The organism is Jiangella sp. DSM 45060 (assembly GCF_900105175.1).
Lineage (GTDB): Bacteria > Actinomycetota > Actinomycetes > Jiangellales > Jiangellaceae > Jiangella.
Genome location: NZ_LT629771.1, coordinates 1653462 through 1677797 on the forward strand (window position 1 = coordinate 1653462; position 24336 = coordinate 1677797).

General features: G+C 74.1%; 31 protein-coding genes. 12 read left to right on the forward strand and 19 right to left on the reverse strand.

The window, feature by feature from the left end; translation table 11 throughout:
• Positions 1 to 14 precede the first annotated feature (14 nt).
• From BLU82_RS07380 to BLU82_RS07390, 3 genes are read left to right on the forward strand one after another with little or no spacing between them, the layout of a single operon-like run.
• A complete protein-coding gene (locus BLU82_RS07380) occupies positions 15 to 722 on the forward strand; it encodes an endonuclease/exonuclease/phosphatase family protein (protein WP_092617844.1) in 708 nt (235 codons plus the stop codon).
• An 11-nt stretch (positions 723 to 733) separates the two neighbouring features.
• The gene (locus BLU82_RS07385) at positions 734 to 1132 is read left to right on the forward strand and encodes a hypothetical protein (protein ID WP_157740688.1); all 399 of its coding nucleotides are present in this window, start codon (positions 734 to 736) and stop codon (positions 1130 to 1132) included.
• Between the two features lie 30 nt (positions 1133 to 1162).
• Complete coding sequence (locus BLU82_RS07390; protein ID WP_092617850.1) at positions 1163 to 2464, forward strand: hypothetical protein; 1302 nt, start codon at positions 1163 to 1165, stop codon at positions 2462 to 2464.
• On the opposite strand, the gene BLU82_RS07395 is transcribed toward BLU82_RS07390, so the two are convergent.
• The 3 genes from BLU82_RS07395 to BLU82_RS07405 are packed head-to-tail and all read right to left on the reverse strand — an operon-like array spanning position 2451 to position 4335.
• On the reverse strand, positions 2451 to 3065 hold the full coding sequence (locus BLU82_RS07395; protein WP_092617853.1) for a hypothetical protein: 615 nt from the start codon (positions 3063 to 3065) through the stop codon (positions 2451 to 2453). The genes BLU82_RS07390 and BLU82_RS07395 overlap by 14 nt on opposite strands.
• Complete coding sequence (locus BLU82_RS07400) at positions 3062 to 3712, reverse strand: hypothetical protein (protein ID WP_092617856.1); 651 nt, start codon at positions 3710 to 3712, stop codon at positions 3062 to 3064. Before BLU82_RS07400 ends, BLU82_RS07395 begins: the two co-directional genes overlap by 4 nt.
• Positions 3709 to 4335 carry a hypothetical protein gene (locus BLU82_RS07405; RefSeq protein ID WP_092617859.1) on the reverse strand — a complete coding sequence of 209 codons (627 nt, stop codon included), beginning with the start codon at positions 4333 to 4335 and terminating at the stop codon, positions 3709 to 3711. The genes BLU82_RS07400 and BLU82_RS07405 overlap by 4 nt, the downstream gene beginning before the upstream one ends.
• A gap of 117 nt (positions 4336 to 4452) precedes the next feature.
• Here BLU82_RS07405 and BLU82_RS07410 point away from each other — a divergent pair, with 117 nt between their 5' ends.
• Positions 4453 to 5391 (forward strand): carbohydrate kinase, encoded by a 939-nt coding sequence (locus BLU82_RS07410; protein WP_092617862.1) that lies wholly within the window; start codon positions 4453 to 4455, stop codon positions 5389 to 5391.
• On the opposite strand, the gene BLU82_RS07415 is transcribed toward BLU82_RS07410, so the two are convergent.
• From BLU82_RS07415 to BLU82_RS07425, 3 genes are read right to left on the reverse strand one after another with little or no spacing between them, the layout of a single operon-like run.
• A complete protein-coding gene (locus tag BLU82_RS07415; protein WP_092617865.1) occupies positions 5392 to 6645 on the reverse strand; it encodes an RNA polymerase sigma factor in 1254 nt (417 codons plus the stop codon).
• Between the two features lie 46 nt (positions 6646 to 6691).
• Positions 6692 to 7102: a YciI family protein gene (locus tag BLU82_RS07420; protein ID WP_197682793.1), complete on the reverse strand. Its 411-nt coding sequence runs from the start codon at positions 7100 to 7102 to the stop codon at positions 6692 to 6694.
• Positions 7103 to 7147: 45 nt separating this feature from the next.
• Entirely contained in the window at positions 7148 to 7624 is a 477-nt protein-coding gene (locus BLU82_RS07425) for a carboxypeptidase regulatory-like domain-containing protein (RefSeq protein ID WP_092617867.1), read from the reverse strand.
• Positions 7625 to 8066: 442 nt separating this feature from the next.
• On the opposite strand from BLU82_RS07425, the gene BLU82_RS07430 reads away from it, so the two are divergent.
• From BLU82_RS07430 to BLU82_RS07450, 5 genes are read left to right on the forward strand one after another with little or no spacing between them, the layout of a single operon-like run.
• Positions 8067 to 9422, forward strand: a complete 1356-nt coding sequence (locus BLU82_RS07430; protein ID WP_092617870.1) for an ABC transporter substrate-binding protein — start codon at positions 8067 to 8069, stop codon at positions 9420 to 9422.
• The gene (locus tag BLU82_RS07435; protein ID WP_092617873.1) at positions 9422 to 10384 is read left to right on the forward strand and encodes a carbohydrate ABC transporter permease; all 963 of its coding nucleotides are present in this window, start codon (positions 9422 to 9424) and stop codon (positions 10382 to 10384) included. The genes BLU82_RS07430 and BLU82_RS07435 overlap by 1 nt, the downstream gene beginning before the upstream one ends.
• On the forward strand, positions 10381 to 11217 hold the full coding sequence (locus BLU82_RS07440) for a carbohydrate ABC transporter permease (RefSeq protein ID WP_092617876.1): 837 nt from the start codon (positions 10381 to 10383) through the stop codon (positions 11215 to 11217). Before BLU82_RS07435 ends, BLU82_RS07440 begins: the two co-directional genes overlap by 4 nt.
• On the forward strand, positions 11214 to 12692 hold the full coding sequence (locus BLU82_RS07445; protein WP_092617879.1) for an L-fuculokinase: 1479 nt from the start codon (positions 11214 to 11216) through the stop codon (positions 12690 to 12692). The genes BLU82_RS07440 and BLU82_RS07445 overlap by 4 nt, the downstream gene beginning before the upstream one ends.
• A complete protein-coding gene (locus BLU82_RS07450; protein ID WP_092617882.1) occupies positions 12689 to 13333 on the forward strand; it encodes a class II aldolase/adducin family protein in 645 nt (214 codons plus the stop codon). Before BLU82_RS07445 ends, BLU82_RS07450 begins: the two co-directional genes overlap by 4 nt.
• 8 nt (positions 13334 to 13341) lie before the next feature.
• On the opposite strand, the gene BLU82_RS07455 is transcribed toward BLU82_RS07450, so the two are convergent.
• Positions 13342 to 14379 (reverse strand): LacI family DNA-binding transcriptional regulator, encoded by a 1038-nt coding sequence (locus BLU82_RS07455; RefSeq protein WP_172885555.1) that lies wholly within the window; start codon positions 14377 to 14379, stop codon positions 13342 to 13344.
• A gap of 59 nt (positions 14380 to 14438) precedes the next feature.
• On the opposite strand from BLU82_RS07455, the gene BLU82_RS07460 reads away from it, so the two are divergent.
• On the forward strand, positions 14439 to 15401 hold the full coding sequence (locus BLU82_RS07460) for a ketose-bisphosphate aldolase (protein ID WP_092617888.1): 963 nt from the start codon (positions 14439 to 14441) through the stop codon (positions 15399 to 15401).
• On the opposite strand, the gene BLU82_RS07465 is transcribed toward BLU82_RS07460, so the two are convergent.
• Positions 15392 to 16444 carry a Fic family protein gene (locus tag BLU82_RS07465; protein ID WP_092617891.1) on the reverse strand — a complete coding sequence of 351 codons (1053 nt, stop codon included), beginning with the start codon at positions 16442 to 16444 and terminating at the stop codon, positions 15392 to 15394. The genes BLU82_RS07460 and BLU82_RS07465 overlap by 10 nt on opposite strands.
• Before the next feature lie 99 nt (positions 16445 to 16543).
• On the reverse strand, positions 16544 to 17098 hold the full coding sequence (locus BLU82_RS07470) for a DUF937 domain-containing protein (RefSeq protein WP_092617894.1): 555 nt from the start codon (positions 17096 to 17098) through the stop codon (positions 16544 to 16546).
• Positions 17099 to 17242: 144 nt separating this feature from the next.
• Between BLU82_RS07470 and BLU82_RS07475 the strand changes: the two genes are divergently transcribed.
• Positions 17243 to 18028 carry a hypothetical protein gene (locus tag BLU82_RS07475; protein ID WP_157740690.1) on the forward strand — a complete coding sequence of 262 codons (786 nt, stop codon included), beginning with the start codon at positions 17243 to 17245 and terminating at the stop codon, positions 18026 to 18028.
• Here the strand turns inward: BLU82_RS07475 and BLU82_RS07480 are convergent.
• The 6 genes from BLU82_RS07480 to BLU82_RS07505 all read right to left on the reverse strand — a co-directional run bounded on the left by BLU82_RS07480 (position 18025) and on the right by BLU82_RS07505 (position 21571).
• Positions 18025 to 18408 carry a DUF1761 family protein gene (locus BLU82_RS07480; RefSeq protein ID WP_092617900.1) on the reverse strand — a complete coding sequence of 128 codons (384 nt, stop codon included), beginning with the start codon at positions 18406 to 18408 and terminating at the stop codon, positions 18025 to 18027. The genes BLU82_RS07475 and BLU82_RS07480 overlap by 4 nt on opposite strands.
• Positions 18401 to 19087 (reverse strand): hypothetical protein, encoded by a 687-nt coding sequence (locus tag BLU82_RS07485; protein WP_197682794.1) that lies wholly within the window; start codon positions 19085 to 19087, stop codon positions 18401 to 18403. Before BLU82_RS07485 ends, BLU82_RS07480 begins: the two co-directional genes overlap by 8 nt.
• A gap of 170 nt (positions 19088 to 19257) precedes the next feature.
• Complete coding sequence (locus BLU82_RS07490) at positions 19258 to 20145, reverse strand: aminoglycoside phosphotransferase family protein (RefSeq protein ID WP_092617907.1); 888 nt, start codon at positions 20143 to 20145, stop codon at positions 19258 to 19260.
• Entirely contained in the window at positions 20142 to 20948 is an 807-nt protein-coding gene (locus tag BLU82_RS07495; protein ID WP_092617910.1) for an LLM class flavin-dependent oxidoreductase, read from the reverse strand. The genes BLU82_RS07490 and BLU82_RS07495 overlap by 4 nt, the downstream gene beginning before the upstream one ends.
• Positions 20949 to 20984: 36 nt before the next feature.
• The gene (locus tag BLU82_RS07500; protein ID WP_069114013.1) at positions 20985 to 21254 is read right to left on the reverse strand and encodes a hypothetical protein; all 270 of its coding nucleotides are present in this window, start codon (positions 21252 to 21254) and stop codon (positions 20985 to 20987) included.
• A complete protein-coding gene (locus BLU82_RS07505; RefSeq protein ID WP_092617913.1) occupies positions 21254 to 21571 on the reverse strand; it encodes a winged helix-turn-helix domain-containing protein in 318 nt (105 codons plus the stop codon). Before BLU82_RS07505 ends, BLU82_RS07500 begins: the two co-directional genes overlap by 1 nt.
• Positions 21572 to 21706: 135 nt before the next feature.
• Here BLU82_RS07505 and BLU82_RS36125 point away from each other — a divergent pair, with 135 nt between their 5' ends.
• A complete protein-coding gene (locus BLU82_RS36125; protein ID WP_092617916.1) occupies positions 21707 to 22078 on the forward strand; it encodes a helix-turn-helix domain-containing protein in 372 nt (123 codons plus the stop codon).
• Between the two features lie 45 nt (positions 22079 to 22123).
• Here BLU82_RS36125 and BLU82_RS07515 read toward each other — a convergent pair whose 3' ends face one another.
• Genes BLU82_RS07515 through BLU82_RS07530 form a run of 4 tightly spaced genes read right to left on the reverse strand, consistent with a single transcriptional unit; the run spans position 22124 to position 24269 of the window.
• A complete protein-coding gene (locus BLU82_RS07515; RefSeq protein WP_092617919.1) occupies positions 22124 to 22741 on the reverse strand; it encodes a ClpP family protease in 618 nt (205 codons plus the stop codon).
• A complete protein-coding gene (locus BLU82_RS07520) occupies positions 22738 to 23379 on the reverse strand; it encodes a ClpP family protease (protein ID WP_370246289.1) in 642 nt (213 codons plus the stop codon). The genes BLU82_RS07515 and BLU82_RS07520 overlap by 4 nt, the downstream gene beginning before the upstream one ends.
• A gap of 59 nt (positions 23380 to 23438) precedes the next feature.
• A complete protein-coding gene (locus BLU82_RS07525) occupies positions 23439 to 23657 on the reverse strand; it encodes a PLDc N-terminal domain-containing protein (RefSeq protein WP_092617925.1) in 219 nt (72 codons plus the stop codon).
• Positions 23658 to 23669: 12 nt separating this feature from the next.
• Complete coding sequence (locus BLU82_RS07530) at positions 23670 to 24269, reverse strand: dihydrofolate reductase family protein (protein WP_092617928.1); 600 nt, start codon at positions 24267 to 24269, stop codon at positions 23670 to 23672.
• Positions 24270 to 24336 lie beyond the last annotated feature (67 nt).

Genomic DNA, 24336 nt, shown 5'->3' on the forward strand with positions numbered 1-24336 from the left:
TAGCGTGGCGAGCCATGCCGGACATCCGGATCCTGCACTGGAACATCCACTCCTGGCGCGACGACGCCGGCGCCCCGAACGTCGACGCGGTGGCCTCGCTGCTCGCGGCGACCTCGCCCGACGTCGTCTCGCTGGTCGAGGTCGACGAGACCTGGGGCGGCGCGGCGGTGCTGGCGGGTCTGGCCGGCCGGTTCGGCTACGCCTGGGTCTTCCCGCCCACCGTCCACCACGGCGACGCCGACGCGCCGCGCGGGGGCTACGGCAACGCGCTGCTGGTGAAGGCACCGATCCGGGCCGTGCAGCAGTGGCAGCTGCGCTGGCCGCCCCGCCTCTACGACGGCTCGGAGTCGTCGGAGGCGCGGACGGTGCTGCTCGTGCGGCTGGACGTGGGCGGCGCGGCGCTGTGGGTGGGCAGCACCCACCTGCCCCGCCGGTCGGCGGCGGCGCGGTCGGCCGCGCTGCGGCGCCTGCTGACGCTGGCCGGCGGCCTCGACGCGCCGTGGCTGGTGTGCGGCGACTTCAACACGGCGGCGTCCACCTGGGTGCCGGCCGACGGTTCCGTCCTGCTCGCCCCGCCGTCGCCCGTCCCCTCCTACCCGGCCTCGGCCCCCGCCGAACCGATCGACTACGTCGTCGCCGCGCCGTCGCTCACCGTCGAGGCCGAGATCCTCGACCGCGCCGGCTCCGACCACCTGCCCCTCCTCGCCACGGCCTCCCTGTGATCGTCCTGGTCGTGACCGGTGCGCCGCTCGCCCGGCACGCACACCTAGGAGCGGCGCTCGCCCGCGCGGCCGGCCACCCCGTCACCGTCGTCGCGACGGCGGCCGCCGGACCCTGGCTGGATCACGATGCCCTGGCCTGCCTCGAGGTGCCGGTGCTGGACCGCCACCGGCCGCCCGGCACCGCCAAGCGACTGCCCGTCCCCGACGCCGTCGTGCCGTTCGTGAGCCGGTCGCTGGCCGGCCACCCGGCCTGGCCGCGTTCGCTGACCATGCTGCGCGAGGCGGGCGCCCGGCTGGTCGACCCGCGCACCGGCGGCCCCTGGGACGAGCCGCTCGAGTCCGGTTCCGGCGACGCCGTGGCGGCGGCGTTCGACTGGGGCTGGGCGATAGGCGCGCAGCCATTATCCTGAGTCGTCCGCTCTGACCCAGGATGACCTGCGATGACCTTGACCGAGACGCCGGCCCGGCGGGGCCTGGGCGGCACGCTGCGCGCTGCCGCCACCGACCTGTTCGCGGTGCTGGGGCGGGCGGGCCGGCTGCTGGCGCGGCACTGGCCGGTGCTGCTGGCCATCCTGTTCGCCGGCGAGGCGGGGCGGTACGCGGCGCTGTGGGCGGCGGTCGAGCTGAGCGAGTTCAGCGGCACGCTGGGCGTCCTCGTGCTGGTCCTGGGCCCGCTGGCGGCGGTGAGCGCCCTCATCGCGGCCCTCTACGCGCTGCGCCACTCGCTGCCGTCGCTGCAGGCGGCGGGGGACGAGGCGGCGGGGGACGAGGCGGGGCGGCAGCACGCGAGCGTCGTCTCCGTGCTGGGCAGCGTGATGATCCCGTTCCTCGCGATCTACGCGTCCTACGGCTACCTGTCGGAGGACGTGTTCCGGTTCGTGAACACGGCGGTCGCCGACGAGCTGTTCAACAACCCCGACCTCCTGCTGGGCACCGGCGAGGTGGACCAGAACCGGACGGCGCTGGCGACCGGCTGGCTGGCGATGGCGCTGGTGGCCATCGCGATCGTGCTGCGGTACGGGCTGGGCATCCTGGCGCAGCGCCGCCCGATGCGATGGATCGCGTGGGTCGCCGCGTACGTCGAGGTGCTGTGGCTGGTCACGCTGGCCCGCATGCTCGCCAGCCACCAGGAGGCGGCGTTCACGTGGCTGGAGGAGCGCGCCGTCACACAGGCGGTGGCGGACGCGTGGCGGTCGCTGGTGGCGTTCTTCGGCCCGGTCGGCGAGGCCGTCGACACCGGCAGCCGGTGGCTGTTCGACCTGCTCGGCGACGCCGACGCGCTGCTGGTGATCCCGGTCGCATGGCTGACGGTGGGCGCGGTCGTCTACGGGCAGCAGCTGAGGGAGCCGGAGCGGCGCCAGGCGTCGCACCGGCGGCAGCGCGGCGGGCTGGTCGGGCGCATGCACGCGCCCGCCCGGCAGGTCGGCAACGAGCTCACCGGCGGGCTCGGCGAGCGGTTCGGCGCGCTGGCCAGCGGCCTGCGCCGGCTCGCGGTGGCGGGACTGGCGCCGATGCTGCTGTTCGCGCTGGCTTTCGTCATCGCGCAGCGGCTGGAGTACGCGGTCGAGCTGATCTGGCGCGAGCTGCTCGGCCCGCTGCCGCTCGGCGCCTACCTCGCCTTCGTCCCGCACACCGGCATGGTGTCGCACGTCGTCGGCACCGTCGCGGTGGTGTGCCTGCTGGGCGCGGCCATCGACCGCGTCCTCGGCCGCGCGACCCGCGAGTCGGTCAGTCTGCGCTGATCAGCAGCCCGTCCGGCGGCCCCCAGCTGAGCACGACCTCGGTCACCTCGACGCCGTCGGGGAGGAGCACGACGGGGCTGACGGTCCACTCGTCGGGCCGGCGCGGGCCGGTGTCGGGGTCGATCCCCTCGAACAGGTCGAGGTCCGGGCCGCGGGCGTCGGGCGGCACGCACGGCGACGTCGCCTGGCTGATCGACGGCGACGTGGACTGGTAGGCGTACTCGGTGCCGGACGCGTCGCGGACGGCGAGGTCGCAGGACGCCAGCGGCACGTCCGGTGCGGCGGACAACGAGAGGTCGACGGCGACCGCCTGGACGCCCGCGGGCGGCCCGAGCGGGTCGTCCTCGCCGAACGCCACCTCGGCCGGCCGGACGTCGTCCAGCCGCACCCGCACGGTGAACGGCCGGTCGCCGCCGCGGTCGTACTGGCTGGCCGAGAACGTCACCCACTCGCCGCGCTCGGCGTGCACGAGGTCGCGCGGCTTCTCCAGCCACCAGTACGTCTCGACGCGGTACGAGCTGGCCGCGAGCGCCGCCGCCATCGCCACCGGCAGCGCGACCAGCCCCCAGCGGTTGCGCCGCCACCACCCGGGGGGCGTCACGGCGCGTCACCCGGCCCGTCGGCGGCCTCGGCCACCTCGACCGGCTCCTCCGACGCGGCCCAGGCGTCGGCGTCCTCGCCGGTCAGGCCGAGGTCGATGACGGCGATGTCGTCGCGGCGGTGGTCCTCGGGGTTCGGCTGCAGCGTGACGACCAGCCGGGCGCCGTCGACGGCGTCGGCGGGCAGCTCGATCGCGGCGGAGACCCGGCGCGGGATGCCCGGCTGCGCCGCGCCGCCCGAGCTGTACGGGTTGCGCTCGACGCTGGTGCGGAACTGGCGGCCCTCGGTGTCGCGGATCGCCACGTACGCGGGCAGCTGCGGCTCGCCCGCCGCGGTGTACGTCCAGTCGACGACGACGTACACGCCGCCGGTCACGTGGATCGTGCCGTACGGGTCCTCGATCCGTGTCGACCCGGCGACGGAGGTCACCTCGACGTCGCCCCAGCGCGTCTCGACGCGGTCGCCGACGCCGCCGGTCCGCTCGAACGGCGCCGCCGTCTCGTCGTCGACCGGCATCAGGCCCTCGACGGCGCGCCCGGTCGCCAGCGCCGCGACCAGCAGGACGCCGAACGCGGCCTGCCGCGGCAACCGGCCCAGCCGGCTGGACGGCGGGCGCGCGACGCGGCGGCCGCCGCGGCCGTTCGTCACGACTCGTCCTCGGGCACGGTGACGTCGATGGGTCCGGCGACGGCGGGTGCGGGGTCCAGCCACTCCATCGACCGGTCGATCGAGCTCTCCCGCAGCGTCCGCCCGACCAGCACCAGCCGCGCCTCGGACGGCGCGTCGGCGCGGGCGTCCTGCTCCCACACCAGCGCGACCTCGTACTCCAGGCCCGGCTGGACGGCGTCGAGGCGGGTGCCGTCGGCCATGACGTAGACGTCGTCGGCGGGCACGAGGCCGTCGCCCTCCAGGCCGGGCACCCCGTCGAGCGCGACGCTCTCGGACAGCATCGCGCCGTACTGCGTCGTCGTGCCGGTCGCGGTGACGGTGGCGACCAGGGCCAGCACGCGGGTGTCGTCGTCGCCCTCGGACACGGCCGGCAGCTCGTCGACCACCCGCAACCGGTCGGCCGTGACGACGAACGGCCCGAGGTCGACGGCCTCGCCGACGGCCAGCGGCTCGACCTCGGCGGCCGGCTTCTCCATCGGGTCGAAGCCGCCGGCGACCAGTACGGCCAGCACGATCGCGCCGGCCGCGCTGCCCGCAAGCGGCAGGTGCTGGCGCGGGGCACGCGAGCCCAGGCGCCGCAGCCGGCCCCCCGACTCGGTCATCACGGCACCAGAGTGTAAGGCCCCGGCGCCGCCGGTCAGGCGGCCGCGGCGGCCGGTAATGTGTCGCGGGGAGGGGCCCATGATCGAACGGCTCGGCGAGATCTCGCCGGAGGTCGCGTGACGGCGGGCGACGGAGCCGGCCTCGCGCTCGTCGTCGGCGAGGCGCTGACCGACGTCATCGTCGAGCGCGACGGCGCCGAGGCCCGGCACCCGGGCGGCAGCCCGGCGAACGTGGCGTACGGGCTCGGGCGGCTGGGCCGGCGGACGGCGCTGGTCACGGAGCTGGGCGACGACGCCGGCGGCGCCGCGATCCGCGCGCACCTCGCCTCGGCCGGCGTCGAGGTCCGCATCCAGGGCGCCGCCGCGCGGACGTCGTCGGCCATCGCCCGCCTCGGCGCCGACGGGTCGGCGGAATACCGGTTCGAGCTGACCTGGGAGCTCCGCCCGGTCACCGTCGCGGAGCCGCCGCTGGTGCTGCACACCGGCTCGCTGGCGGCGTCGGTCGAGCCCGGCGCGGCGGCGGTCGAGCGGCTGGCCCGCGACGTGCGGGCGGACAGCACCGTCAGCTACGACCCGAACATCCGGCCGGACCTCATGGGCGGCGCCGACGACCTGCGTGACCGGGTCGAGCGCCTGGTGGCCGGCAGCGACGTCGTCAAGGCCAGCGACCAGGACACCGCGTTCCTCGCGCCCGGCCGCGCCGCCGTCGACGTCGCCCGCGACTGGCTGCGGCTCGGCCCGGCGCTCGTCGTCGTCACGCTGGGCGGCGAGGGCGCGGTCGCCGTCACCGCCGGGGGAGAGGTGCACGTGCCGGCGGCGCCGGTCACCGTCGCGGACACCGTCGGCGCCGGCGACTCGTTCACCGCCGGACTGCTCGACGGCCTCTGGGACGAGGGCCTGCTCGGCGGTCCCGCCCGGCCGCTGCTGCGCGCCGTCCCCGCCGCCGTCGTCGAACGCGTGGTGCGCCGGGCCACCCTCGCCGCCGCCGTCACCGTCTCGCGGGCCGGCGCCAACCCGCCGACCCGCGCCGAGCTCGACGCCGTCGGCCGCGCCTGATCAGTTCGCGAGGCGTCGGGCGCGATCGAGCAGCAGCCGGCGCTCGCGGTCGTTGCGGGTCAGCCCGGCCGCCCGCTCGAACTCCGCGCGCGCCTCGCCGGGCCGGCCGAGGCGTTCCAGCAGGTCGCCACGGACGCTCGGCAGCAGGTGGTAGCCGCGCAGCGCCGGGGCGCCGGCGATCTGGTCGAGCAGGTCCAGTCCCGCCTGCGGCCCGTACGCCATGCTCAGCGCGACGGCGCGGTTCAGCTCGACGACGGCGGTGCCGCTGACCCGGCCGAGCCGCTCGTACAGCGCGGCGATGGCGGCCCAGTCGGTGTCCTCGGCGCGGGCGGCGCGGGCGTGGCAGGCGGCGATCTCGGCCTGCAGCGCGTACGGCCCCGGCTGCTGGGACAGCGCCGCCGACCGGTCCAGGGCGGCGAGGCCGCGGCGGATGCGGACGTGGTCCCAGCGGCCGCGGTCCTGGTCGCGCAGCAGCACCGGCTCGCCGTCCGGCCCGACCCGCGCGCGCAGCCGCGACGACTGCAGTTCCATCAGCGCGGACAGGCCGTGCACCTCGGGGTCGTCCGGCACCAGCGTCGCGAGGATGCGGCCCAGCCGGACCGCTTCGGCGCACAGGTCGGGCCGGGTCCAGTCGCCGCCCTCCGTGGCCGAGTACCCCTCGTTGAACAGCAGGTACACGACGCCGAGGACGGTGGTGAGCCGCGTCGCGCGGTCGGCGCCGGTGGGCTCGTCGAGGGCGGCGCCGGCCTCGGTGAGCGTCCGCTTGGCCCGGCCGACCCGCTGCGTGATGGTCGCCTCCGACGTCAGGTAGGCGCGGGCGATCTCGCGGCTGCTCAGCCCGCCGACGAGCTTGAGCGTCAGGGTCGTCTGTGCCTCGGGGGTCAGCGACGGGTGGCAGCAGACGAACATCAGCCGCAGCACGTCGTCCTCCACGTGGTCGACGGCGGCGGTGAAGTCGGGCTCGACGACGTCCGGGCCGCGGTCGCGGGCGATCGCCGCGTAGAGGACGTCGCGGCGCTCGTGCCGCCGGTAGAGGTCGACGGCGCGGCGCTTGGCGGTCGTCATCAGCCAGGCCGCCGGGCGGTCCGGGAGGCCCGATCGCGGCCACGAGTCCAGGGCCGCGACCAGCGCGTCCTGCGCGAGGTCCTCCGCGAGCCCGACATCGCGGACGATCCGGACCAGCCCCGCCACCAGCCGCGTCGACTCCAGCCGCCAAACGGCCTCGACGGCGGCCCGGGTGGTCTCGTCGCTCACCCGTCGATGAGACCACCGGCGGCCCGGCCGGGCAACTTCGCGGGGGCTACGCCCGCGGGAGGTCGGGGTGCGGGTGGTCCGCGTCCTCGATCTGGCGCAGCTCGCAGGACCCCTGCCAGCCGGGCCAGTGGACCTGGTGCAGGCGCAGCATCCGCCGGCTCAGCTCGATCGCCTCCTCCCGGGACCGCACCTCGAGCACCGCATACCCGCCGATCAGCTCCTTGGCCTCGGTGAACGGTCCGTCGACCGCGCTGATGCGGCCGTCGACCAGCGACACGATGGCGCCGGCCGAGCTGGGCAGCAGCCCGCCCATGTCGACCAGCGCGCCGGACACGCTCAGCTCCTGCGCCAGCTCGCCGACCGCCGCGAACAGCTCCGGCGGCGGCGAGCCCGCGGGGTTGGGCTCCTCGGACCGGATGAGCGACATGAACCGCATGGTGACTCCCTCCGTCGTCATGCTCTCGTTCTGTCGTCGAACGGGCGGCGCCGTTCCCGACACCGGTCAGCCGGCCGGTTGGACCTCGAGGTCGGCGGTGTGCGGGTGGGTCAGCGCAGCCGGCCCGGTCCAGGACGTGCGGGCGACGCCGTCCGGTGAGTCGACGACGACGGCGAACCCGACCAGCCCGGCGTCGTCCGTCGGCAGCGCCGCGCGCAGATCGGCCGCGATGCGCAGTTCGTACGCCCCGTCCGCGCCGGTCCGGGCGGCGGCGACCGGACCGCTGCCGGCGACCAGCTGGACGAGCGCGTCGGGGACCGGGGTGCCGTCGGCGCGGGTGATCACGCCGCGGGCGGCGACCGGCTCGGACAGCTCGGCGGAGTTGGAGATGCCGGGCACCAGCGTGGGGGCGGGCGCGGGCGTCGCGGCGGGCGCGGGCGTCGCGGCGGGCGCGGGCGTCGCGCCGGGCTCGTCCGGATCAGCGCCGGTGCAGCCGGCGACCAGCACGGCCGCGACGACGGCGGCGGGCGTCCGGAACGCCATACGCCGAGTGTAGGCGCCCGCGCGCGGCCCGGCCGGCGTCTCGCATGGTGAGAGCCGGCTCACAGTAACGGAACTGTAACCGGGCCGGCCCCGACCGGTCGGCGGTGCGACCGTGTAACCGGGCCGGTCCCGGACAGCGGCGCCCACGTGCGGTGTCAGCGACCCGCCGCCGCCCGGGCGAAACGGTGCCGCCGCTGGACGACGGACCGGGCGTGTCAGACACGGGCCGCCGGCGTGTCAGCGACCGGACAACGGCTGCGGCGACAGCGGACAACGCCTGTCCGCCCGGCCCGGCGCCGCATCGGCCGACATCGATCCGGCCGCCGCGCTGAGCGGCGATGCGCGGCGTTGACACTGGTCAGCGGCCCGGCCTCTACTGGCGCCAACCCGCCGCCCCGGCAGCAGCACCGCAGAGCCGAACCACCGAGAGAGGACGGAAGCAATGACGCTCCCACCCACGGCCCGCCGCCTCGCGGCCCGCCGCGGCATCCAGGCCGGCCTGGCGCTCTGCGTGGGCGCCAGCCTGGCGGCCTGCGCCGGCAGCGCCGACCCCGAGGAGTCCGCCGACGGCGGCGGGGACGCGCAGACGGTCTCGTTCCGCTCCTGGAGCCCGATCGAGCAGACGACCCGCCAGATGATCGACACCTTCACCGAGGCGAACCCGGACGTCACCATCGACTCGACGATCTTCAACTACCCGGAGTACATCGTCGACCTGCAGACGCGGGCGTCGTCGGGGACGATGCCGGACATCGTCGGGTTGCAGCCGGGCGCGCTGACCCAGCAGTACCGCGAGAAGCTGATGCCGCTCGAGCAGTGTGCGGCCGACACCTGGGGCGACGACTGGGAGAGCAAGTTCCACCCGGTCGGCCTCGAGCAGGCCCGCATGGGCAACCCCGACGGCGACGAGCACTACTACGCGCTGCCGCTGCTGGTGCAGACGGTGAATCTGTGGGCGAACTCGGAGCTGCTCGACGCGGCCGGGATCGAGCCGCCGGCGACGTGGGACGACCTGACGGCGGCCGTCGCGACCCTCGGCGACGCCGGTGACGCGGCGCCGTTCCTGCTGCCGGCGAAGGACGCCTGGCTGCGCAACGTCGTGTTCCTGCAGATCGCCAACAACCTCGAGCCGGGCCGCGTCTACCAGGCCGAGAACGGCGAGGTCCCGTGGACGGACGCGCGCATCGTCGAGGCGTTCGACTACTGGAGCCGGCTGTTCACCGAGGGCATCGCCCAGGACGGCGCGCTCGCGCTCGACTCGTACCCCAACGGCGTCAACCAGTTCGAGGCCGGCAACGCCGCGATGATCCCGCTCGGCGCCTGGTGGATCCAGCAGTCCGACCCGTCGAAGACGGAGATCGCGCCGCTGTCGGAGGGCATGTCCGGCTACGAGCCGTTCCTCTTCCCGACGCTGCCCGGCGGCGCGCCCGAGTCGCAGCTGGTCGGCGGCATCGACGTCGCGCTGGGCATCTCCGCCGACGCGGCCAACCCGGACCTCGCCTGCGAGGTGCTCACCGACTGGATCGCCGGCGACGGCGGCCAGGTGCTGATCAACACGTTCAACGACCTGCCCGCGGTGACCGGCCTGGACCCGGAGGAGTTCACCAGCGACAAGCAGGAGCAGATCTGGAACCAGCTCACCCAGGACTGGATGCCGAACGTGCAGTGGTCGCGCTACTTCGAGAGCCCGGAGATCGACACCGCCGTCGCCGACGCGCTCGCCGGCGTCGCCGCCGGTCAGCTGACCCCGCAGCAGGCCGCCGAGTCGGTCCAGTCGGTCCAGGACCAGCAGGGCTGATGGCCGCGTCCACGTCCCACGTCCCGGCGACCCGACCCCCCAGGGTCGCCGGGGCCCGCCCGCGCCGCCCGGCCGGCCGGTTCACCCGCGAACGCCTGGTGGCGCTGGGCTTCATCGCCCCGGCGGTCGTGCTGTTCGCCGTCTTCGTGGTCTACCCGATCGTCTTCAACGTGCAGTCCAGCCTGCTCGACTGGGACGGCGTCAGCACCGGCACCCCGGTGGGCCTGGACAACTACCGCGACCTGTTCGCCGACCCGACGTTCCACACGACGCTGCGGAACTCGGCGTTCTGGATCGTGCTGACGATCGTCCCGCAGGCGGCGCTCGGGTTCGCGCTGGCGTGGCTGCTGAACACCCGGCTGCGCGGCCGGACGGTGTACCGGACGCTGTTCTTCCTGCCGGCGGTGCTGTCGCCGGTGGTCGTCGGCATCGTGTGGCAGCGGCTGCTGGACCCGTTCAACGGCGTGCTCGCGCAGCTCGGCCGGGCCACCGGGATCGACCTGCTGACGCGGTCGTACCTGTCGGACCCGTCGACGGCGATCTTCGCGGTGATCGTGGTGAACGTCTGGATGTGGACGGGGTTCTCGATGCTCTTCTACCTCGCCGGGCTGCAGCTGGTCGACCACAGCGTCGTCGAGGCGGCCCGCATCGACGGCGCGACCGGCTGGCAGCTGATCCGCCGCATCGTGCTGCCGCTGCTCAAGCCGACCCATCTGGCGCTGCTGCTGCTCGGCATCATCGGCTCGCTGAAGACCTTCGAGCTGGTGTGGGTGCTCACCGAGGGCGGCCCGAACCACGCGTCCGAGCTGATGCCGACGTACCTGTTCAAGCAGGCGTTCCAGCTGCAGTCGTTCGGCTACGGCGCCACCATCGCGGTCGTCCTGCTGGTCGTCGCGGTCGGCTCGTCGCTGGCGATGCTGCGCACGTTCGGCTCCGGCTTCATCACGGGAGACCGCTCATGAGGCGCCGCATACGCGACGTGGACGCGCCGCCGCGCTGGGCGCACTGGGTGCTCGGCCCGCTCGCGGTGCTGTGGATGATCCCGGTCGTCATGGTCATCGGCATCTCGCTGCTGCCGACGTCGAACCCGTCGACGACCGGGCTCGGGCTGGTGCCCGAGGAGCCGACGCTGCGCAATTACGTGACGATCTTCGAGACGAACCCGATCGGGCGGCACCTGGTCAACAGCCTGCTGGTGTCGGTGCCGTCGATCGTGCTGGTGCTGCTGCTCGGGTCGATGACGGCGTTCGCGCTGGCCCGGCTGCGGGTGCCGTTCAAGGGCGTGGTGTTCGTCGGGCTGATCCTGGCGCTGGTGCTGCCGATGGCCGGCGTCGTGACGGCGATGTTCAAGATCCTGCAGGGGCTCGGCCTGTACGACAACCTGCTCGGCCTCGTGCTGGCCTACACCGCGCTGGGGCTGCCGTTCGCCGTCATCATGATCCGCACCACCTACCTCGCCATCCCGGACGAGACGTACGAGGCGGCACTGGTGGACGGATCGTCGACGTGGACGATCTTCTGGCGCATCTACTTCCCGCTCGGCAAGGCCGCCGCCGCCGTCGTCGTGGTGTGGCAGCTGATGATGAGCTGGAACGACTTCCTGCTGCCTCTGGTCGCGATCGGCGACAACGACCTCAAGCCGCTCACGCTGGTGCCGCTGGCCTACCGCGGCATCTACCTGAGCCAGCCGGGCGCGCTGTTCGCCGTGCTGGTGCTGATCTCCGTACCCATCGTAGTGGTGTACCTGTCGGTGCAGCGCTACCTGGTCAACGGGCTGGCGGGGTCGGTCAAGTGAGCTTCCTGGGCATCGACCTCGGCACGACCGGCTCGCGGGTCGCGGCGTACGACGCGGACGGCCACGAGCTGGCGGCGCGCTCGCAGCGCACGGCGGTCGTCCGGCCGGCGCACGGCCGCGCGGAGATCGACGCCGACGCGGTCCGGGCCGCCGTGGTACGGCTGGTCGGCGAGGTCGTCGCGGACCCGGCCGTCGCCGCGGATCCGGTCGAGGCGCTGTCGTTCTCGACGCTCGGCGAGGCGATCGTGCCGGTCGGGCCGGACGGCGCGGCGCTCGGGCCGGCGCCGCTGAGCATGGACCAGCGCGGCGCGGCGTCGGCGGAGAAGCTGGCGGCCGCGCTCGGCGACGAGCACGTGCAGCGGCTCACCGGCCAGCCGCTGCACCCGATGTTCTCGGTGCACAAGATCCGCGAGCTGCTGCCCGGCGGCGCGCTCCCGGCGGCCGTGCGGACGGTCGACGACCACGTGGCCGGCTGGTTCGGCGCGGCACCGGCGATCGACCTGACGATGGCGGCGCGGACCGGCGCGTACGACGTGGGCGCCGGGCGCTGGTCGGACGAGATCCTCGGCGCGCTGGACGTGCCGGCGGCGCTGCTGTCCGAGCCGGTCCCGGCCGGGACGGTGATCGGCGCGGTGACGGCGGACGCGGCGGCGGCGACGGGGCTGCGTCCGGGCACTCCGGTCGTCGCCGGGGCGCACGACCAGGCGGCCGCGTTCCTCGGTGGCGGTGGGCGGGCGGGGGAGCGGTCGGTGTTCTCCTTCGGCTCCAGCGACTGCCTCACGGTCGGGACGGCCGCGCGGCCCTCGCGGCTGCTCGGGACCGGCCTGGCGACGTACCCCGTCGGGCCGGACCTGTGGGTGACGCTGGCCGGGACCGCGGCGGGCGGGTGGGCGCTGGACTGGTTCGCCTCGCTCGTGCACCACGACCGCGTCGACCCGTGGGCGTCGCTGTTCGACCTGACGGCGACGCCGCCGCCCGCGCTGCTCGTCCTGCCGTACCTCGCCGGGTCCGGCACGCTCGACAACGACCCGAAGGCCCGCGGCGCGCTGCTCGGGCTCACGCTGGAGACGACGACGGCGCAGGTGGCGCGGGCGTTCGTCGAGGCGTCCGGGTACGAGCTGGCGAAGATCCGGGCCGCGCTGGCCGAGCGTGGCATCGCCGGCACGGACGTGTACGCCGTCGGCGGCGGGTCGGCCAATCACAGCGCCCTGCAGGCCCGGGCCGACGCCGCCGGGCTGCGGCTGCGCGCCGTCACCAAGGACGCGTCCAGCCGCGGCGCCGCGCTGCTGGCCGCCGTCGGGGCCGGGGTCCACGACGGCGTCGGCGCGCTGCCGGCGCCCCCCGTCCTGCACGACGCCCGGCCCGGGCCCGAGCACACCGCCTGGTACACCCGCCAGCGCGAGACCTTCGGCAGCCTCTACCCGCTGCTGCGGACCGTCAACGATTCGTTCACTGCCCTGGAGGAGACCGCATGACCACGCTCGACACCTTCGACCTGCAGGCCGCCCGGGAGAGCGTGCTCGCCTACTGCCTGGAGTCGGTCGAACTGGGCCTGAACTTCAACACACAGGGCAACATCAGCGTCCGCATCCCCGGCACGGAGACCTTCCTCATCACCCCGACCGACCTCGAGTACGACAAGATGACGCCGGCCGACCTCGTGGTGGTCGATAAGGACGCCAACGTCGTCGACGGGCGGCTGCAGCCGTCGTCGGAGGTGACGGTGCACCTGGCGGTGTACGCGGCGCGGCCGGACGTGCAGGCGATCGTGCACACCGAGCCGACGTTCGCCAACGTGTTCGGCGTGCTCGGCGAGCCGATCCGCGGCGCGCTGGTGAACATGGTCATCTACACCAAGGGCGACGTGCCGATCATGCCGTTCGCGCTGAGCAACTCCACCGAGTTCGGCGTCCAGATGGCCGAGTACCTCAAGGACCGCAACGCCGTCGTCTGGGCCAACCACGGGCTGCTCACCGTCGGACCGAACCTGCGCGACGCGTTCAAGACGACGGTCGCGGTGGAGAGCGCGGCGAAGGTGCTCACGCACGCCCGCGCGATCACGTCCGACCCGATCGTGCTGGACTACGCGTCGCTCGGCATCACCCACACACTGTGACCCCTTGCTCAGCCGAGCACGTTGCGGGCGGCGTCGAGCGGGATGCAGCCGCAGGTGGTGCCGTAGGCGATGTCGTAGTCGATCTCCAGCAGCCGCGGCGGCAGGCCGGGGTTGTTGATGCGCTCGGTGAGCAGCTGCACCACCCGCGCCGCCAGCGTCGTCGCCGGCGCGACCGCGTTGGTCGGGACGATGCCGGTGGTCCCGACGCCGGGGATCTGGTCGAACGTCGTCAGCACGATGTCGGACGGGATCTTCAGCCCGAGCCGGACCGCCGCCGACAGCACGCCCCAGAACATCAGGCTGTTCGTCGACAGCACCCCGAACGGCGGCTCCAGCGTCCGGAACAGCGCGTACGCGGCGGTCTCGGCCTCCTCGGCCGTCGTCAGGCCGGCCAGCACGTGGTTCTCCGTCCCGGTCCGGCCGACCACCCGGTGGAACGCGGTGTGCCGGTTGCGCAGCGTCGACACGCCGAGGTTGCCGGCCACCAGGCAGACCCGCTGCACGTGGTGCTGCTCGATCATGTGCAGCGTCAGCGACTCCGCCGCCCGGCGGCTGTCGGGCAGCACGTGGTCGACCAGCCCGCGCACCGACGGCACCGTGCGGTCGACCACCACCGTCGGGATCTGCTGGGCGAAGTCCGGCAGGCCCGGCGCGCCGGTCGGGAAGATCACCAGGCCGTCGACCTCGAGCCGGCGGTAGGCCTGCAGGATCTCCTCCTCGATGTGCAGGTCGTCGTCGGAGTCGCTGGACACCAACGTCGGGCTGACGGTGGCCAGCCGCTCCTGCAGCGCCCGGCTGACCGCCGCGAAGTAGTCGTTGCGCACGTCCGGGAAGATCAGCCCGACGACGCCCGTGCGGCGCTTGCGTCCGCGCGGGCGGCCCTCGCCGCCGGCGCCGAGCTCCTCGATGGCGGCCTCGACCGCCTGCCGGGTGGCCGCGGCGACGTGCGGCTCGGCGTTGATGACCCGCGACACCGTCTTGACGGACACGCCTGCGCGGGTCGCGATGTCGGCCAGGCGCAGGGTGCGCCCGCCGGCTCCCGTCACGTGCGGACCGTCCACTGCACCGCCCCCGTCTTCTCCCGATTCACGTCCCCGGAGCTGCCATGACGCTCGTCACGAACCGTACCCTGCTCGACGTCGCCGCCGGTGCCGGTTTCGGCGTGGGCGCCTTCAACGTCGCCGACCTGACCATGGCGCAAGCCGTGCTGGACGCGGCCCGCGCGACCGACGCGCCGGTGATCGTCGAGACGCTGGCCGGCTCGCACCCGTCCGGTTCCGACGAGGTGTTCTGGGGGCTGCTGCTCCGGCTGATCGACGAGTACCCGGAGGTGCCGGTCGCGCTGCACCTCGACCACGGGCCGACGTTCGAGACGTGCGTGCGGGCGATCTCGGCCGGGTTCAGCAGCGTGATGATCGACGGTTCGCTGGACGCGTCCGGGCGGCCGGCGTCGTTCTCCGCGAACGTCGAGGTGACGCGTTCGGTCGTCGAGTACGCGCACGCGCGGGGCGTGTCCGTCGAGGGCGAGCTGGGGACGATCGGCGGCTCGAAGGACGGGACGGCGCGGGCCGAGATCGTGCTGGCCGACCCGTCCGAGGCTCTGGCGTTCGTGTCGGCGACGGGGGTCGACGCGCTCGCCGTCGCCGTCGGCACGTCGCACGGCGCGTACAAGTTCACCGCCCCGCCGGACGGTCCGATGCTGCGGCTGGACCTCGTCGCCTCCATCGCCGCGCTGGTGCCGGACACCCACCTCGTCCTGCACGGGTCGTCGTCGCTGCCGGACGCTCTACGCGAGCGGGTGAACGCCGCCGGGGGCGCCGTCCCGTCGTCGTGGGGCGTGGCGGACGAGGAGAAGGTGCGGGCGATCGAGCTCGGCGTGCGCAAGATCAACCAGGGGATGGACCACTACCTCGCCTACACCGCCGGCGTTCGCGGGGCGCTCGCCGCGGACCCCGCCTGCGTCGACCCGGCCGTCTACCTGGCCGCCGGCCGCGAGTCGGCGCGGCGGCTGCTCGAGGAGCGCATGGTGCTGTTCGGCCAGGCCGGCCGGGCGCCGCTCTACCGCTGACGCCGCGTCCAGGTGGCGGCCCGCCCGACACCGTCGGCCTCGACCTCGCCGGAGACCTTGAGGGAGTCGAGCGCGAGCCGGATGGTCTGGTCGCTGACACCCGGCAACGCGATGCGGATGTCGGCGATGCGGAAGGTCGGCGGCGCGTGATACCGCACGTACTCGCGGACGCGGTCCTGTTTGCTGCCACCCGACCGCGCCGCGGCCGTGACCGTGGCGAACTCCTCGTAGCCGCGGCGCACGACCGTGACGAAGTAGCGAAGCCACGGCCACGGGTCGTGCCGGCTCTCGTGCCAGCCGCTGGTCGAGGCCAGGAGCGCGGCATAGTAGGCATCGGACGACTTCGCGATCATCGTCTCCAGCGAGACATAGCGCGTCATGCCGTAGCCGGCGTCCTGGAGCAGTGCGTTCGTGAGCGCCCGGGTGATGCGTCCGTTGCCGTCGAGGAACGGGTGGATGGTGAGCAGGTCCAGCGCGAACAGGCCGACGAGAACGACCGGGTGGTGCCGTCCCGCTTGCTGCGCGGTGGCGAAGCGGCCGATCAGCTCGTTGACGTAGAACGGCGTCTGCTCGGCCGGGACCGGGGTGAACCGCTTGACCCGGGTGCCGTCGGGCAACCGGTCGACCACCAGGTTGTCGGACGGTTTGAACGCGCCGCCCGACGCCTCGGTGTAGGCGAAGAGCAGCCGGTGCAGGTGCAGGAGGAGCCCGGCGTTCAGCGGCTGCCACGGCTCCCGGTAGAGGTAGTCCAGCGCGGCACGATAGCCGGCCAACTCCTGTTCGCTGCGGGTCCGCAGGCCCTCGGCCTGTCCCGCGACGATCGCCGCAGCCCGGGCACGGTCCGCCACGACGACCCCTTCGATGGCCGAGGACGCCTCGATGCTGGCCACCCGGGCGCGGTCGGCCAGGCTGGTGAGCAGCTGGGGGAGCTTGTCGGCGAACAGCGCCTCGGTACCGCGCCCGGTGTCGACCACTCGCAAGTCGTTGACCAGTGTGAACGGCACACTGCCCACGAGTGAGTCGAGGTCGGCGAAGGACTGCACCGAACCTCCTAGGGAACTCCCTAAACTGACTAATTCAGGCTACAGATTAGCATCTTTAGGGAGTTCTTGCCTTGTCGAGCATCCGGCGCGGGCCGTCGGTCAGCGCTTGCCGCCGCCGAGCAGGCCGCCGAGGGAGCCGAGGAGGTCGCCCAGGCCGCCGCCGGAACCGGAGCCGCCGCCACCGAGCAGGCCGCCGAGGATGTCGGCCAGCCCGCCGCCGGACTGGGCCTGCTGCGACGGGGCCGCGTTGCCGCCGCCCTTGACCTTGCCGGCGAGGTAGGACAGCACGATCGGGGCGAGCATCGGCAGCAGCTTGCCGATGAGGTCGGAGCCGCCGCCCTTGCTGTTGAACCCGGCCAGCTGGTTGACGACCTGGTCGCGGTTGCCGCCGAAGACGTTGCTGACGATCTTCTCGCCGTCGTCGGTGTTGACGCGGCCGAGGTCGACGCCGCCGTCGACGAGGTCGTCGTCGTGGTCGTCGAGGGCCTTGGCCAGCGACGCGGCGCCGTCGGCGTCCTGCGCGTTGGCCTGCATGCCGCCGATCAGCGCCGGCAACGCCTGCCGGGTCGCCTGCTCGGCGGTGTCCTCGTCGACGCCGAGAGAGGCCGCGATCTGGTCGATCGGGAGCCGGGCCAGCAGGTCGTCGATGTCCATGGTGTGCCTCTCGGTCGAGGGTCGCGAGTCTGCGACGAGTATGCCGCCGCGCCGTCTCGCCCGCGACCCGTTCGGCCTGGTGAGATCCGCCGGCCCGCCCGGATAGGGTGTCGGCGCGGGCACCCGGATTCGGGAGAGAGTGGCATGACGGCGGCAGAGTGGGCGCAACGGGTGCCGGCGGACCGGTTCCCGGACGTCCGGCACGAGCTGGACGAGCAGGTGCTGCGCGCGGCGCCCGGCTATGCCGAGTCGGTGCGGCGGCTGCTCGACGAATACGCGGCCGCGGCGCTGGCCGACCGGCAGGGGCAGGCCGCCTCGAGTCCGGCCATGGCGGCCCGGGCGCTGTGGCGGGGCGCCGGCCGCGTGCGCGTGACGGCGCTGGTGCTCAGCCTGGCCTTCACGCTGGGCGCCTACACACTGGTGTGGGGCCTGAAGCCGCGCAACCGGCTCACCCTGGTCGAGGCGCAGCCCTACGTCGCGCTGGACCTCGCCGTCGCCGCCGTCGCCACGTTCGTGTGGGCCGCGCCGGCCTGGCGGGGTGTCCGGCCGCCGGGGCCGCAGCAGCGGCTGGCGGTGGTGCTGGCCCTGATCGGGTGGCCGCTATGCGTGGCACTGCTGCTGAACCTCGGCGACGACGGCATCGAGCCGCGCTGGGCGCTGCTCACCTGCGCCGGTGCCGTCGCCTCCGGGGTCGCGCTGATCCCGGTGCTGCGGGCCCGGTTCACGCCCTTGGATCGGCTGTACCAGGACCGGCTCGCCGCCGCCTATGCCGCCCTCGGCGACGAGCAGCGGGCGCTGCTCGCCGCCGAGTACGCGGCCGCCGCCGACGTGCTGCGGCGGCGGGGCATCGAGACCGGACCCGACCCGTCCGGCCACCACCTGCCCGGGGCGTGGCTGCTGGCCGCCCGGACCACGGAGGCGGCGCGCTAGCCCAGCACCCCGGCGAGCAGCCCGATCGCCAGCAGCTTCAGCAGCCAGTCGCCGCCGTGGACGGCGGCGGTGCGCCACGGCACGCCGTCGTGGAACATGGCGCCGGTCCACAGCACCAGCGGGAACCCGACCCACAGCACCAGGCCGAGCAGCAGCCCGCCGCCCGCCGAGGTGACGTCGGCGGCGGCCGCCACGCCGACGACGACGGCGGCCAGGACGAGGGCGCGGACCACCTCGACGACCGGCAGCTGCCAGGCCGCCCGCCGCGGCGGGGGACCTCCGGCGGCGGCCGGCGCGCCCACCACGCCGTAGTAGACGAACCCCAGGAGGAACGCCGCGAGGGCGCCGAGCGCGACGGCGGCGAGCGACACGTCAGGCATCGGAACCGCCCTCCAGCCCGGCCTTGAGGCCGTCGAGCCGCTCGCGCCAGAACGCCTTCATCGACGCCGCGACGTCGGCGTCGGCCAGCCGGACGTGCGAGACGGTGACGCGGCTGCGGCCGGCGTCGCGGACGTCGAACACGAGGTGCACGCGCGACGGGCCGCCGTCCCAGTCGAACCGCGCGGACGCGGGACGGGTCGCCGTGCGCTCGGTCAACTTGCCGTCGGGCAGCCAGGCCGCCCGCTGCGCCGGGTCGACGACGGCGTCGTAGAGGCGCTCGGCGCCCACCGCGACGGTCCGCGAGACGCTGACGGTGAAGCCGTCGTCGTGCTGCCCGACGGCGCGGCCGAGCCGGGCCCGCTCGTAACTACCGACGACGGCCTGCGCGTTCCACGCCAGCGGCACGACGCCGAGCTGGTCGGCGACCCAGCGGGCGGTCTCGCGGTGCGGCTTGTCGGCGGCGCCCCACTCGTCGAGGAGGTCGAACCACTCCTCCCAGCCGCGGCCGGTGCGCTCGCGGATGGTCTCGTCGGACGTGGCGAGGACGGGCTTCGCGGCGGCCTCAGCGGGCCCGGTCGCGGTGCCGGCGAGCAGGACGGCGCGCGCCGCGGTGTAGCTCTCGCCGGTCTTGGCCATGCGCGAGCGGACGAGCTGCTTGAAGGATCGTTGCCTGGTCATCGGTGTTCCTCTCGTCGGCGGCCCGACGCGACTCACGCTCGCGACGTCCGCCGGAAAGGACACACCGAACCGGCATCCCGAGGACTCGAGCCCCCTTTGCCCTCGCTACCGCCGGTGGCGTGAGCACCGGAACCGAGGGTTGGGCGCGGGACGGCGCCACGACGGCCACCCTACACCCAGGCGATCGAGGCGTCGATGAGCCGATGGGCGAGCGCGGCGAACGCCGGGTTGGTCTCGCGGTAGTACGGCGCCGCCATCAGCCCCTTGGCCAGCGCGTAGCCGCGGGCCCGCGCCCACGCGTCGTCGTCGGGAGCGAGCTCGGCGCGGAAGACGTCGCGGGCGCCGCCGCTGAGCACGCACCACGCGGGCAGCAGGTCGTACGCGCCGTCGCCGGAACCGGCGGCGCCGAAGTCGAGCACCGCGGACAGCGCGCCGCCGGTCGCCAGCAGGTTCACCGGCAGCAGGTCGCCGTGCACCCACACCCGCTCGCCGTCCCACGTCTCGGCGGCCAGCGCGGCCTCCCAGACGGCGATCGCGGCGGCCGCCTCGGCGGGGTCGAGCAGCGTCGCGACGGTGGACCGCACGGCATCGTCGTCATCGGCGAGCGGCCGCACCCCGCGCCCGTCCGGCACGCCGTCGACCGGCATCGAGCGCAGCGCGCGGACGAACCCGGCCAGCCGGGCCGCCGCATCGGCGTCGTCCACCGGGCCGCCGGGCGCCACCGGCACGCCGTCGATCCACCGGTACACCGCCCAGACGAGCGGGAACTCCTCGACCGGCGCACCGGTCACGACCGGCTCCGGTATCGCCAGCGGCAGCCCGGCGGTGGCGAGCCGCGGCAGCCACTCCAGCTCGGCCTCCAGGTCGGCGGTCGACGACGGCACCAGCGGCAGCCGCACCGCGAGCTCGTCGCCGAGCCGGTAGATCGCGTTCACCGTCCCCGCCGACCGGACGGGGAACAGCGGCAGCCCGGTCCACCGCGGGAACTGCGCGTCGACCAGGCGGCGCACCAGCGCGACGTCGATCGCGACCTGGCCGGCATGCATGCGCGGCGTCATGCCCGCACCGGCCCGGCGCGCAGCACCCCGCGCACCTCGTCGACGGTGATGGTGTGCGGGTCGAAGTCGGTCAGCCACCACGTCGCGCCGGCCGCCGCGTACGCGGCGAGGTCGGCGTCGGCCGGCAGCCCGACGGCGACGTCGTACGGCCCGTCGGCGCCCGCATCGGCGCGCAGCCGCCGGACGGTGCCGAGGGCCTCCGCGAGCTGGTCCGGGTGGTCGAGGTTGACCGGGAAGAAGCCGTCGTGGCGTGCGGCCCGGCGCAGCGGCGCGGCGTTGCCGGGGAAGCCGGCGATCCACACCGGGAGGTCGCCGGGCGCCGGCTCGAACACGATGTCGTCGACGACGTAGTGCTCGCCGCGGTGCCGGACGGGCGCGCCGGACCAGGCGGCGCGCAGCACGGCCAGCGACTCGTCCAGCATGGCCGCCCGGACGCGGTCGTCGAGCTCCTCGCCGGTGCGGGAGAACTCCTCGCCGAACCGGTCGCTGCCCAGGCCGGCGCCGAGGATGAACCGGCCGCCGGAGAGCCGGTCCAGCGACGCGGTCTCACGGGCCAGCTTGACCGGGCGGCGGCGGGCCAGCGGCGTCACCATCGGCCCGAACCGCAGCCGCTCGGTCACCGCCGCGACGGCGGCGAGCGTGATCCACGGGTCGGCCGCCGCGCGCACCGGCGCACGCCAGCGCAGGTGGTCCCAGACGAACAGGCCGTCCCAGCCGGCCTCCTCGGCCGCCAGCCGTACTACGACGGCGGGGTCGGCGAGCTCGTCGAACAGCGGCAGCCACAGGCCCGAGCGCAGCGTCATCGGGACACCGTAACGGTCGCCGTCGCCCTCAGGGTGTCACTCGACCGTACGCAGGATCTGCTCGATCGACGTGGTGCGCGAGCGCAGCTCCGCGACATCGGAGGCGGTGCGCTGCTGGGCGTCGAGCGAGGTCTCGGCGAGCTGCTCGTACCGTCCCACCAGCTGGCGCAGTTGGTCCTCCTGGGCGGCGACCAGCCGGGTCTTGCGCATCTCGAGGAACGTCGCCATCGACGCGCCGACGAGGAAGATCACCAGGGCGACCACGCCCAGGAAGATCATCGCCGCCGGCCAGGTGATGTCGTCCATCAGGACTCCTTGGAAGTGAGGGTCTGGGCCGCGGTGGCCAGTGCCTCCGCGGTCAGGTGCAGGTCGAAGGCGGTGACCTCGTAAAACTTCATCGCCTTGCCGTCGTCGGACAGCTCCAGCCGGCCGGCGACCAGCCCGGCCGCCTCGAGTTTCTGCAGGTGCATGTGCAGCAGCGGGCGGCTGACGCCGATCTCGCGGGCCAGGTGGCTGACGTAGTCGCGCCCGCCGGCCAGCGTGGCGACGATGCGCAGCCGGATGGGGTTGGCGAGCGCGGCGAGCATCTCGACCAGCTGGTCGCCACTCGGCGCGTCGGCCATCAGGACCCTCCGACAGGTGTTAGGAAAAGCTGACAGGTGTCACGCTACGCTGAAACGAGGCCGGGACGCAAGAGTGCTTTCGCCGGCGGCGAACCGGACTCCCGGAACCGGGGCCGGCGCGGTTAGCGTGGCTCCATGAGCGGCCCGGAGGAACGCGAGGAGCGGCCGACGCCGCTGCTGCGCACGATGGTCGGCGACGTCCTGCGGCGCACGCGGCAGGAGCAGGGCCGCACGCTGGCCGACGTCGCGTCCGACGCCAAGGTCTCGATGCCCTACCTGTCCGAGCTCGAACGCGGCCGCAAGGAGGGCTCGTCCGAGGTGCTCGCGGCGGTCTGCGACGCGCTCGGCCTCGAGCTGTCCGACCTGCTCGGCGCCGTCCGGCGCGACCTCGTCGAGCACCGCGCCACCGTCATCCGGCTCGACACCGTCCGTGCGCTGCGCCGGCGCGACCCCGTCCGCCGTCCGTCGGCCGGCCGGGGCGGCGACGTCCTCCTGCTCGCGGCGTGACGACGCGCCCGGCCGCGTGAGCAGCCGGGCGCGTCGGGTGTTCCGTCAGCCGTAGGTCGCGCCGGCCGGCACCGCCTTCCGGCTGTCGATGATCCGGTCGGCGAGGCCGTAGGCGACCGCCTCGGCCGCGTCGAACGTCTTGTGGCGGTCGGTGTCGGCGCGGATCTTCTCCACCGGGTGACCCGTGTGCCGGCTGAGCACCGCGTCCATCTCGGCCCGCACCTTCGCCACCTCCTTGGCCTGGACGGCGAGGTCGGGCAGCGTGCCGCGGGCCTGGCTGGACGGCTGGTGCAGCATGACCTTCGCGTGCGGCAGCACGAACCGCCGCCCGGGCGCGCCGGCCGCCAGCAGCACCGCCGCGGTCTCCGACGCCTGACCCATGCAGGTGGTCGCCACTGGCGGCGTCACGAACTGCATGGTGTCGTAGATCGCGGTCAGCGCGCTGTACGTCCCGCCGGGGGAGTTGATGTACAGCCCGATCTCCAGCTCCGCGCTGACCGACTCGAGGTGCAGCAGCTGGGCCATGACGACGTTCGCGACGCCGTCGTCGATCGGCGTGCCGATGAAGACGATGCGCTCGTTCAGCAGCCGCGAGTAGATGTCGAAGGCCCGCTCGCCCGTCGGTGTCTTCTCGATCACCGTCGGGATCGTGTACTGGCTCATGCGCCCACCCCCACGACCGGGCGCCCGGACGTGGGCCGGACGTCGTCCATGCGCTCGACGATGTGGTCGATGAAGCCGTAGGCCAGCGCCTCGTCGGCGGTGTACCAGCGGTCGCGCTGGCTGTCGGCCTCGATGCGCTCCGGCGTCTGGCCGGTGTGCTCCGCCGTCAGCCTCGTCATGAGCGTCGACGTGTAGGCGAGCTGCTGCGAGTAGATCTCGATGTCCGCCGCCGTGCCGCCGAACCCGGCCGAGCCCTGGTGCATGAGCACCTGCGCGTGCGGCAGGCTGAACCGCTTGCCCGGGGTGCCGGCGGTGAGCAGGAACTGCCCCATGCTCGCCGCTAGTCCCATGGCCAGCGTGCTGACGTCGTTCGGGATCAGCCTCATCGTGTCGTAGATCGCCAGCCCGGCGCTGACCGAGCCGCCGGGAGAGTTGATGTAGAGGCTGATGTCGCTGCGCGGGTCCTCCGCCGACAACAACAGCAGTTGCGCGCAGAGCCGGTTGGCGATCTGGTCGTCGACCTCGGTGCCCAGGACGATGATCCGTTGGTGCAGCAGCCGGGTGGCGAGCTGGTCGTCCAGTGTCCCGGTGAGCGGTCCCGCGTTCGTCATGTGTGTCTCCCTTCTGCCCTCGATCATTCGCCGGGCGGGAGCGCCGCTCCAACAGAATCTGCTGGCAGCAGAGGCGGCGGCCGGGATCAGCCGCGGCGGCCCCAGACGAGGTACGCGACGGGGCCGGTGGGCTGCACGGCCAGCGCGGGCCACCACAGCGCCTTCGGCCCGCGGACCTGGGCGGACGGACGGCGCGCGAGGTCGGCCGCCGCGAGCGCGGTGAGCACCACCTCGGCGGTGCCCACCGCGATGATCGCGGTGCGCTGCGCGGTGGAGAGGTCGCTCCACCGCCGGGTCGACGCCATGCCCCGACGCTATCAGCGCACGCGGTCGTAGGTGAGGCAGATGGCGCCCGACTCCGACGTCGCCAGGTCGCCCAGCGACCACGAGCTGCGCGGGACGCCGTCCTCGAACAGCCGGGCGCCGCCGCCCACCAGCTCGGGGCAGAGGTTCAGCGTCATGCGGTCCACCTCGCCGGCGTCGAGCAGCGTGCGGATGAGGCTCACGCTGTTCTGGATGACGATGTCGCCACCGGGCTGGGTGCGAATGGCACGCACCTCCGTGACCGGGTCGTGCTCGGCCAGCCGGGAGTTCTGCCACGGCGTCTCGGTCAGCGTCGTCGAGAACACCACCTTCTCGACGGCGTCCAGCCAGCGGGCCAGCGCGCGGTCGCGCGGCTCGGCGTTCTCGTCCTGCGCGACGGACGGCCAGAAGCCGCCGAAGCCCTGGTAGTTCTTCCGGCCGAGCAGGATCGTCGTCGCGGTGGTGGTCATCCGGACCGACTGGTCGCGCTGCGAGTCGGTGAGCGCGTGCGGCGCCACCCAGCTCATGTCGTACTCGCCGCCGGGGCCGTAGTAGCGGCCGTCCAGCGAGAGCGACAGGTTGGCGACGACGCGGCGGGTGCTGGTCTCGGTCATGATCGGTTCCTCCGATTCGGTGTCGGGCTGATGGATCGATCCTGTCGCCGTCCGGCGCCCGGAACAT

Coding starts and splice junctions, on each gene's coding strand:
- BLU82_RS07470 (WP_092617894.1), bottom strand. CDS start 17,098: ATGGACATCGACGACCTGCTGGCCCGGCTCCCGATCGACCAGATCGCG.
- BLU82_RS07460 (WP_092617888.1), top strand. CDS start 14,439: ATGACGCTCGTCACGAACCGTACCCTGCTCGACGTCGCCGCCGGTGCC.
- BLU82_RS07425 (WP_092617867.1), bottom strand. CDS start 7,624: ATGGCGTTCCGGACGCCCGCCGCCGTCGTCGCGGCCGTGCTGGTCGCC.
- BLU82_RS07440 (WP_092617876.1), top strand. CDS start 10,381: ATGAGGCGCCGCATACGCGACGTGGACGCGCCGCCGCGCTGGGCGCAC.
- BLU82_RS07430 (WP_092617870.1), top strand. CDS start 8,067: ATGACGCTCCCACCCACGGCCCGCCGCCTCGCGGCCCGCCGCGGCATC.
- BLU82_RS07405 (WP_092617859.1), bottom strand. CDS start 4,335: ATGACCGAGTCGGGGGGCCGGCTGCGGCGCCTGGGCTCGCGTGCCCCG.
- BLU82_RS07450 (WP_092617882.1), top strand. CDS start 12,689: ATGACCACGCTCGACACCTTCGACCTGCAGGCCGCCCGGGAGAGCGTG.
- BLU82_RS07380 (WP_092617844.1), top strand. CDS start 15: ATGCCGGACATCCGGATCCTGCACTGGAACATCCACTCCTGGCGCGAC.
- BLU82_RS36125 (WP_092617916.1), top strand. CDS start 21,707: ATGAGCGGCCCGGAGGAACGCGAGGAGCGGCCGACGCCGCTGCTGCGC.
- BLU82_RS07475 (WP_157740690.1), top strand. CDS start 17,243: ATGACGGCGGCAGAGTGGGCGCAACGGGTGCCGGCGGACCGGTTCCCG.
- BLU82_RS07505 (WP_092617913.1), bottom strand. CDS start 21,571: ATGGCCGACGCGCCGAGTGGCGACCAGCTGGTCGAGATGCTCGCCGCG.
- BLU82_RS07485 (WP_197682794.1), bottom strand. CDS start 19,087: ATGACCAGGCAACGATCCTTCAAGCAGCTCGTCCGCTCGCGCATGGCC.
- BLU82_RS07390 (WP_092617850.1), top strand. CDS start 1,163: ATGACCTTGACCGAGACGCCGGCCCGGCGGGGCCTGGGCGGCACGCTG.
- BLU82_RS07490 (WP_092617907.1), bottom strand. CDS start 20,145: ATGACGCCGCGCATGCATGCCGGCCAGGTCGCGATCGACGTCGCGCTG.
- BLU82_RS07515 (WP_092617919.1), bottom strand. CDS start 22,741: ATGAGCCAGTACACGATCCCGACGGTGATCGAGAAGACACCGACGGGC.
- BLU82_RS07495 (WP_092617910.1), bottom strand. CDS start 20,948: ATGACGCTGCGCTCGGGCCTGTGGCTGCCGCTGTTCGACGAGCTCGCC.
- BLU82_RS07520 (WP_370246289.1), bottom strand. CDS start 23,379: ATGATCGAGGGCAGAAGGGAGACACACATGACGAACGCGGGACCGCTC.
- BLU82_RS07500 (WP_069114013.1), bottom strand. CDS start 21,254: ATGGACGACATCACCTGGCCGGCGGCGATGATCTTCCTGGGCGTGGTC.
- BLU82_RS07530 (WP_092617928.1), bottom strand. CDS start 24,269: ATGACCGAGACCAGCACCCGCCGCGTCGTCGCCAACCTGTCGCTCTCG.
- BLU82_RS07480 (WP_092617900.1), bottom strand. CDS start 18,408: ATGCCTGACGTGTCGCTCGCCGCCGTCGCGCTCGGCGCCCTCGCGGCG.
- BLU82_RS07525 (WP_092617925.1), bottom strand. CDS start 23,657: ATGGCGTCGACCCGGCGGTGGAGCGACCTCTCCACCGCGCAGCGCACC.
- BLU82_RS07420 (WP_197682793.1), bottom strand. CDS start 7,102: ATGACGACGGAGGGAGTCACCATGCGGTTCATGTCGCTCATCCGGTCC.
- BLU82_RS07435 (WP_092617873.1), top strand. CDS start 9,422: ATGGCCGCGTCCACGTCCCACGTCCCGGCGACCCGACCCCCCAGGGTC.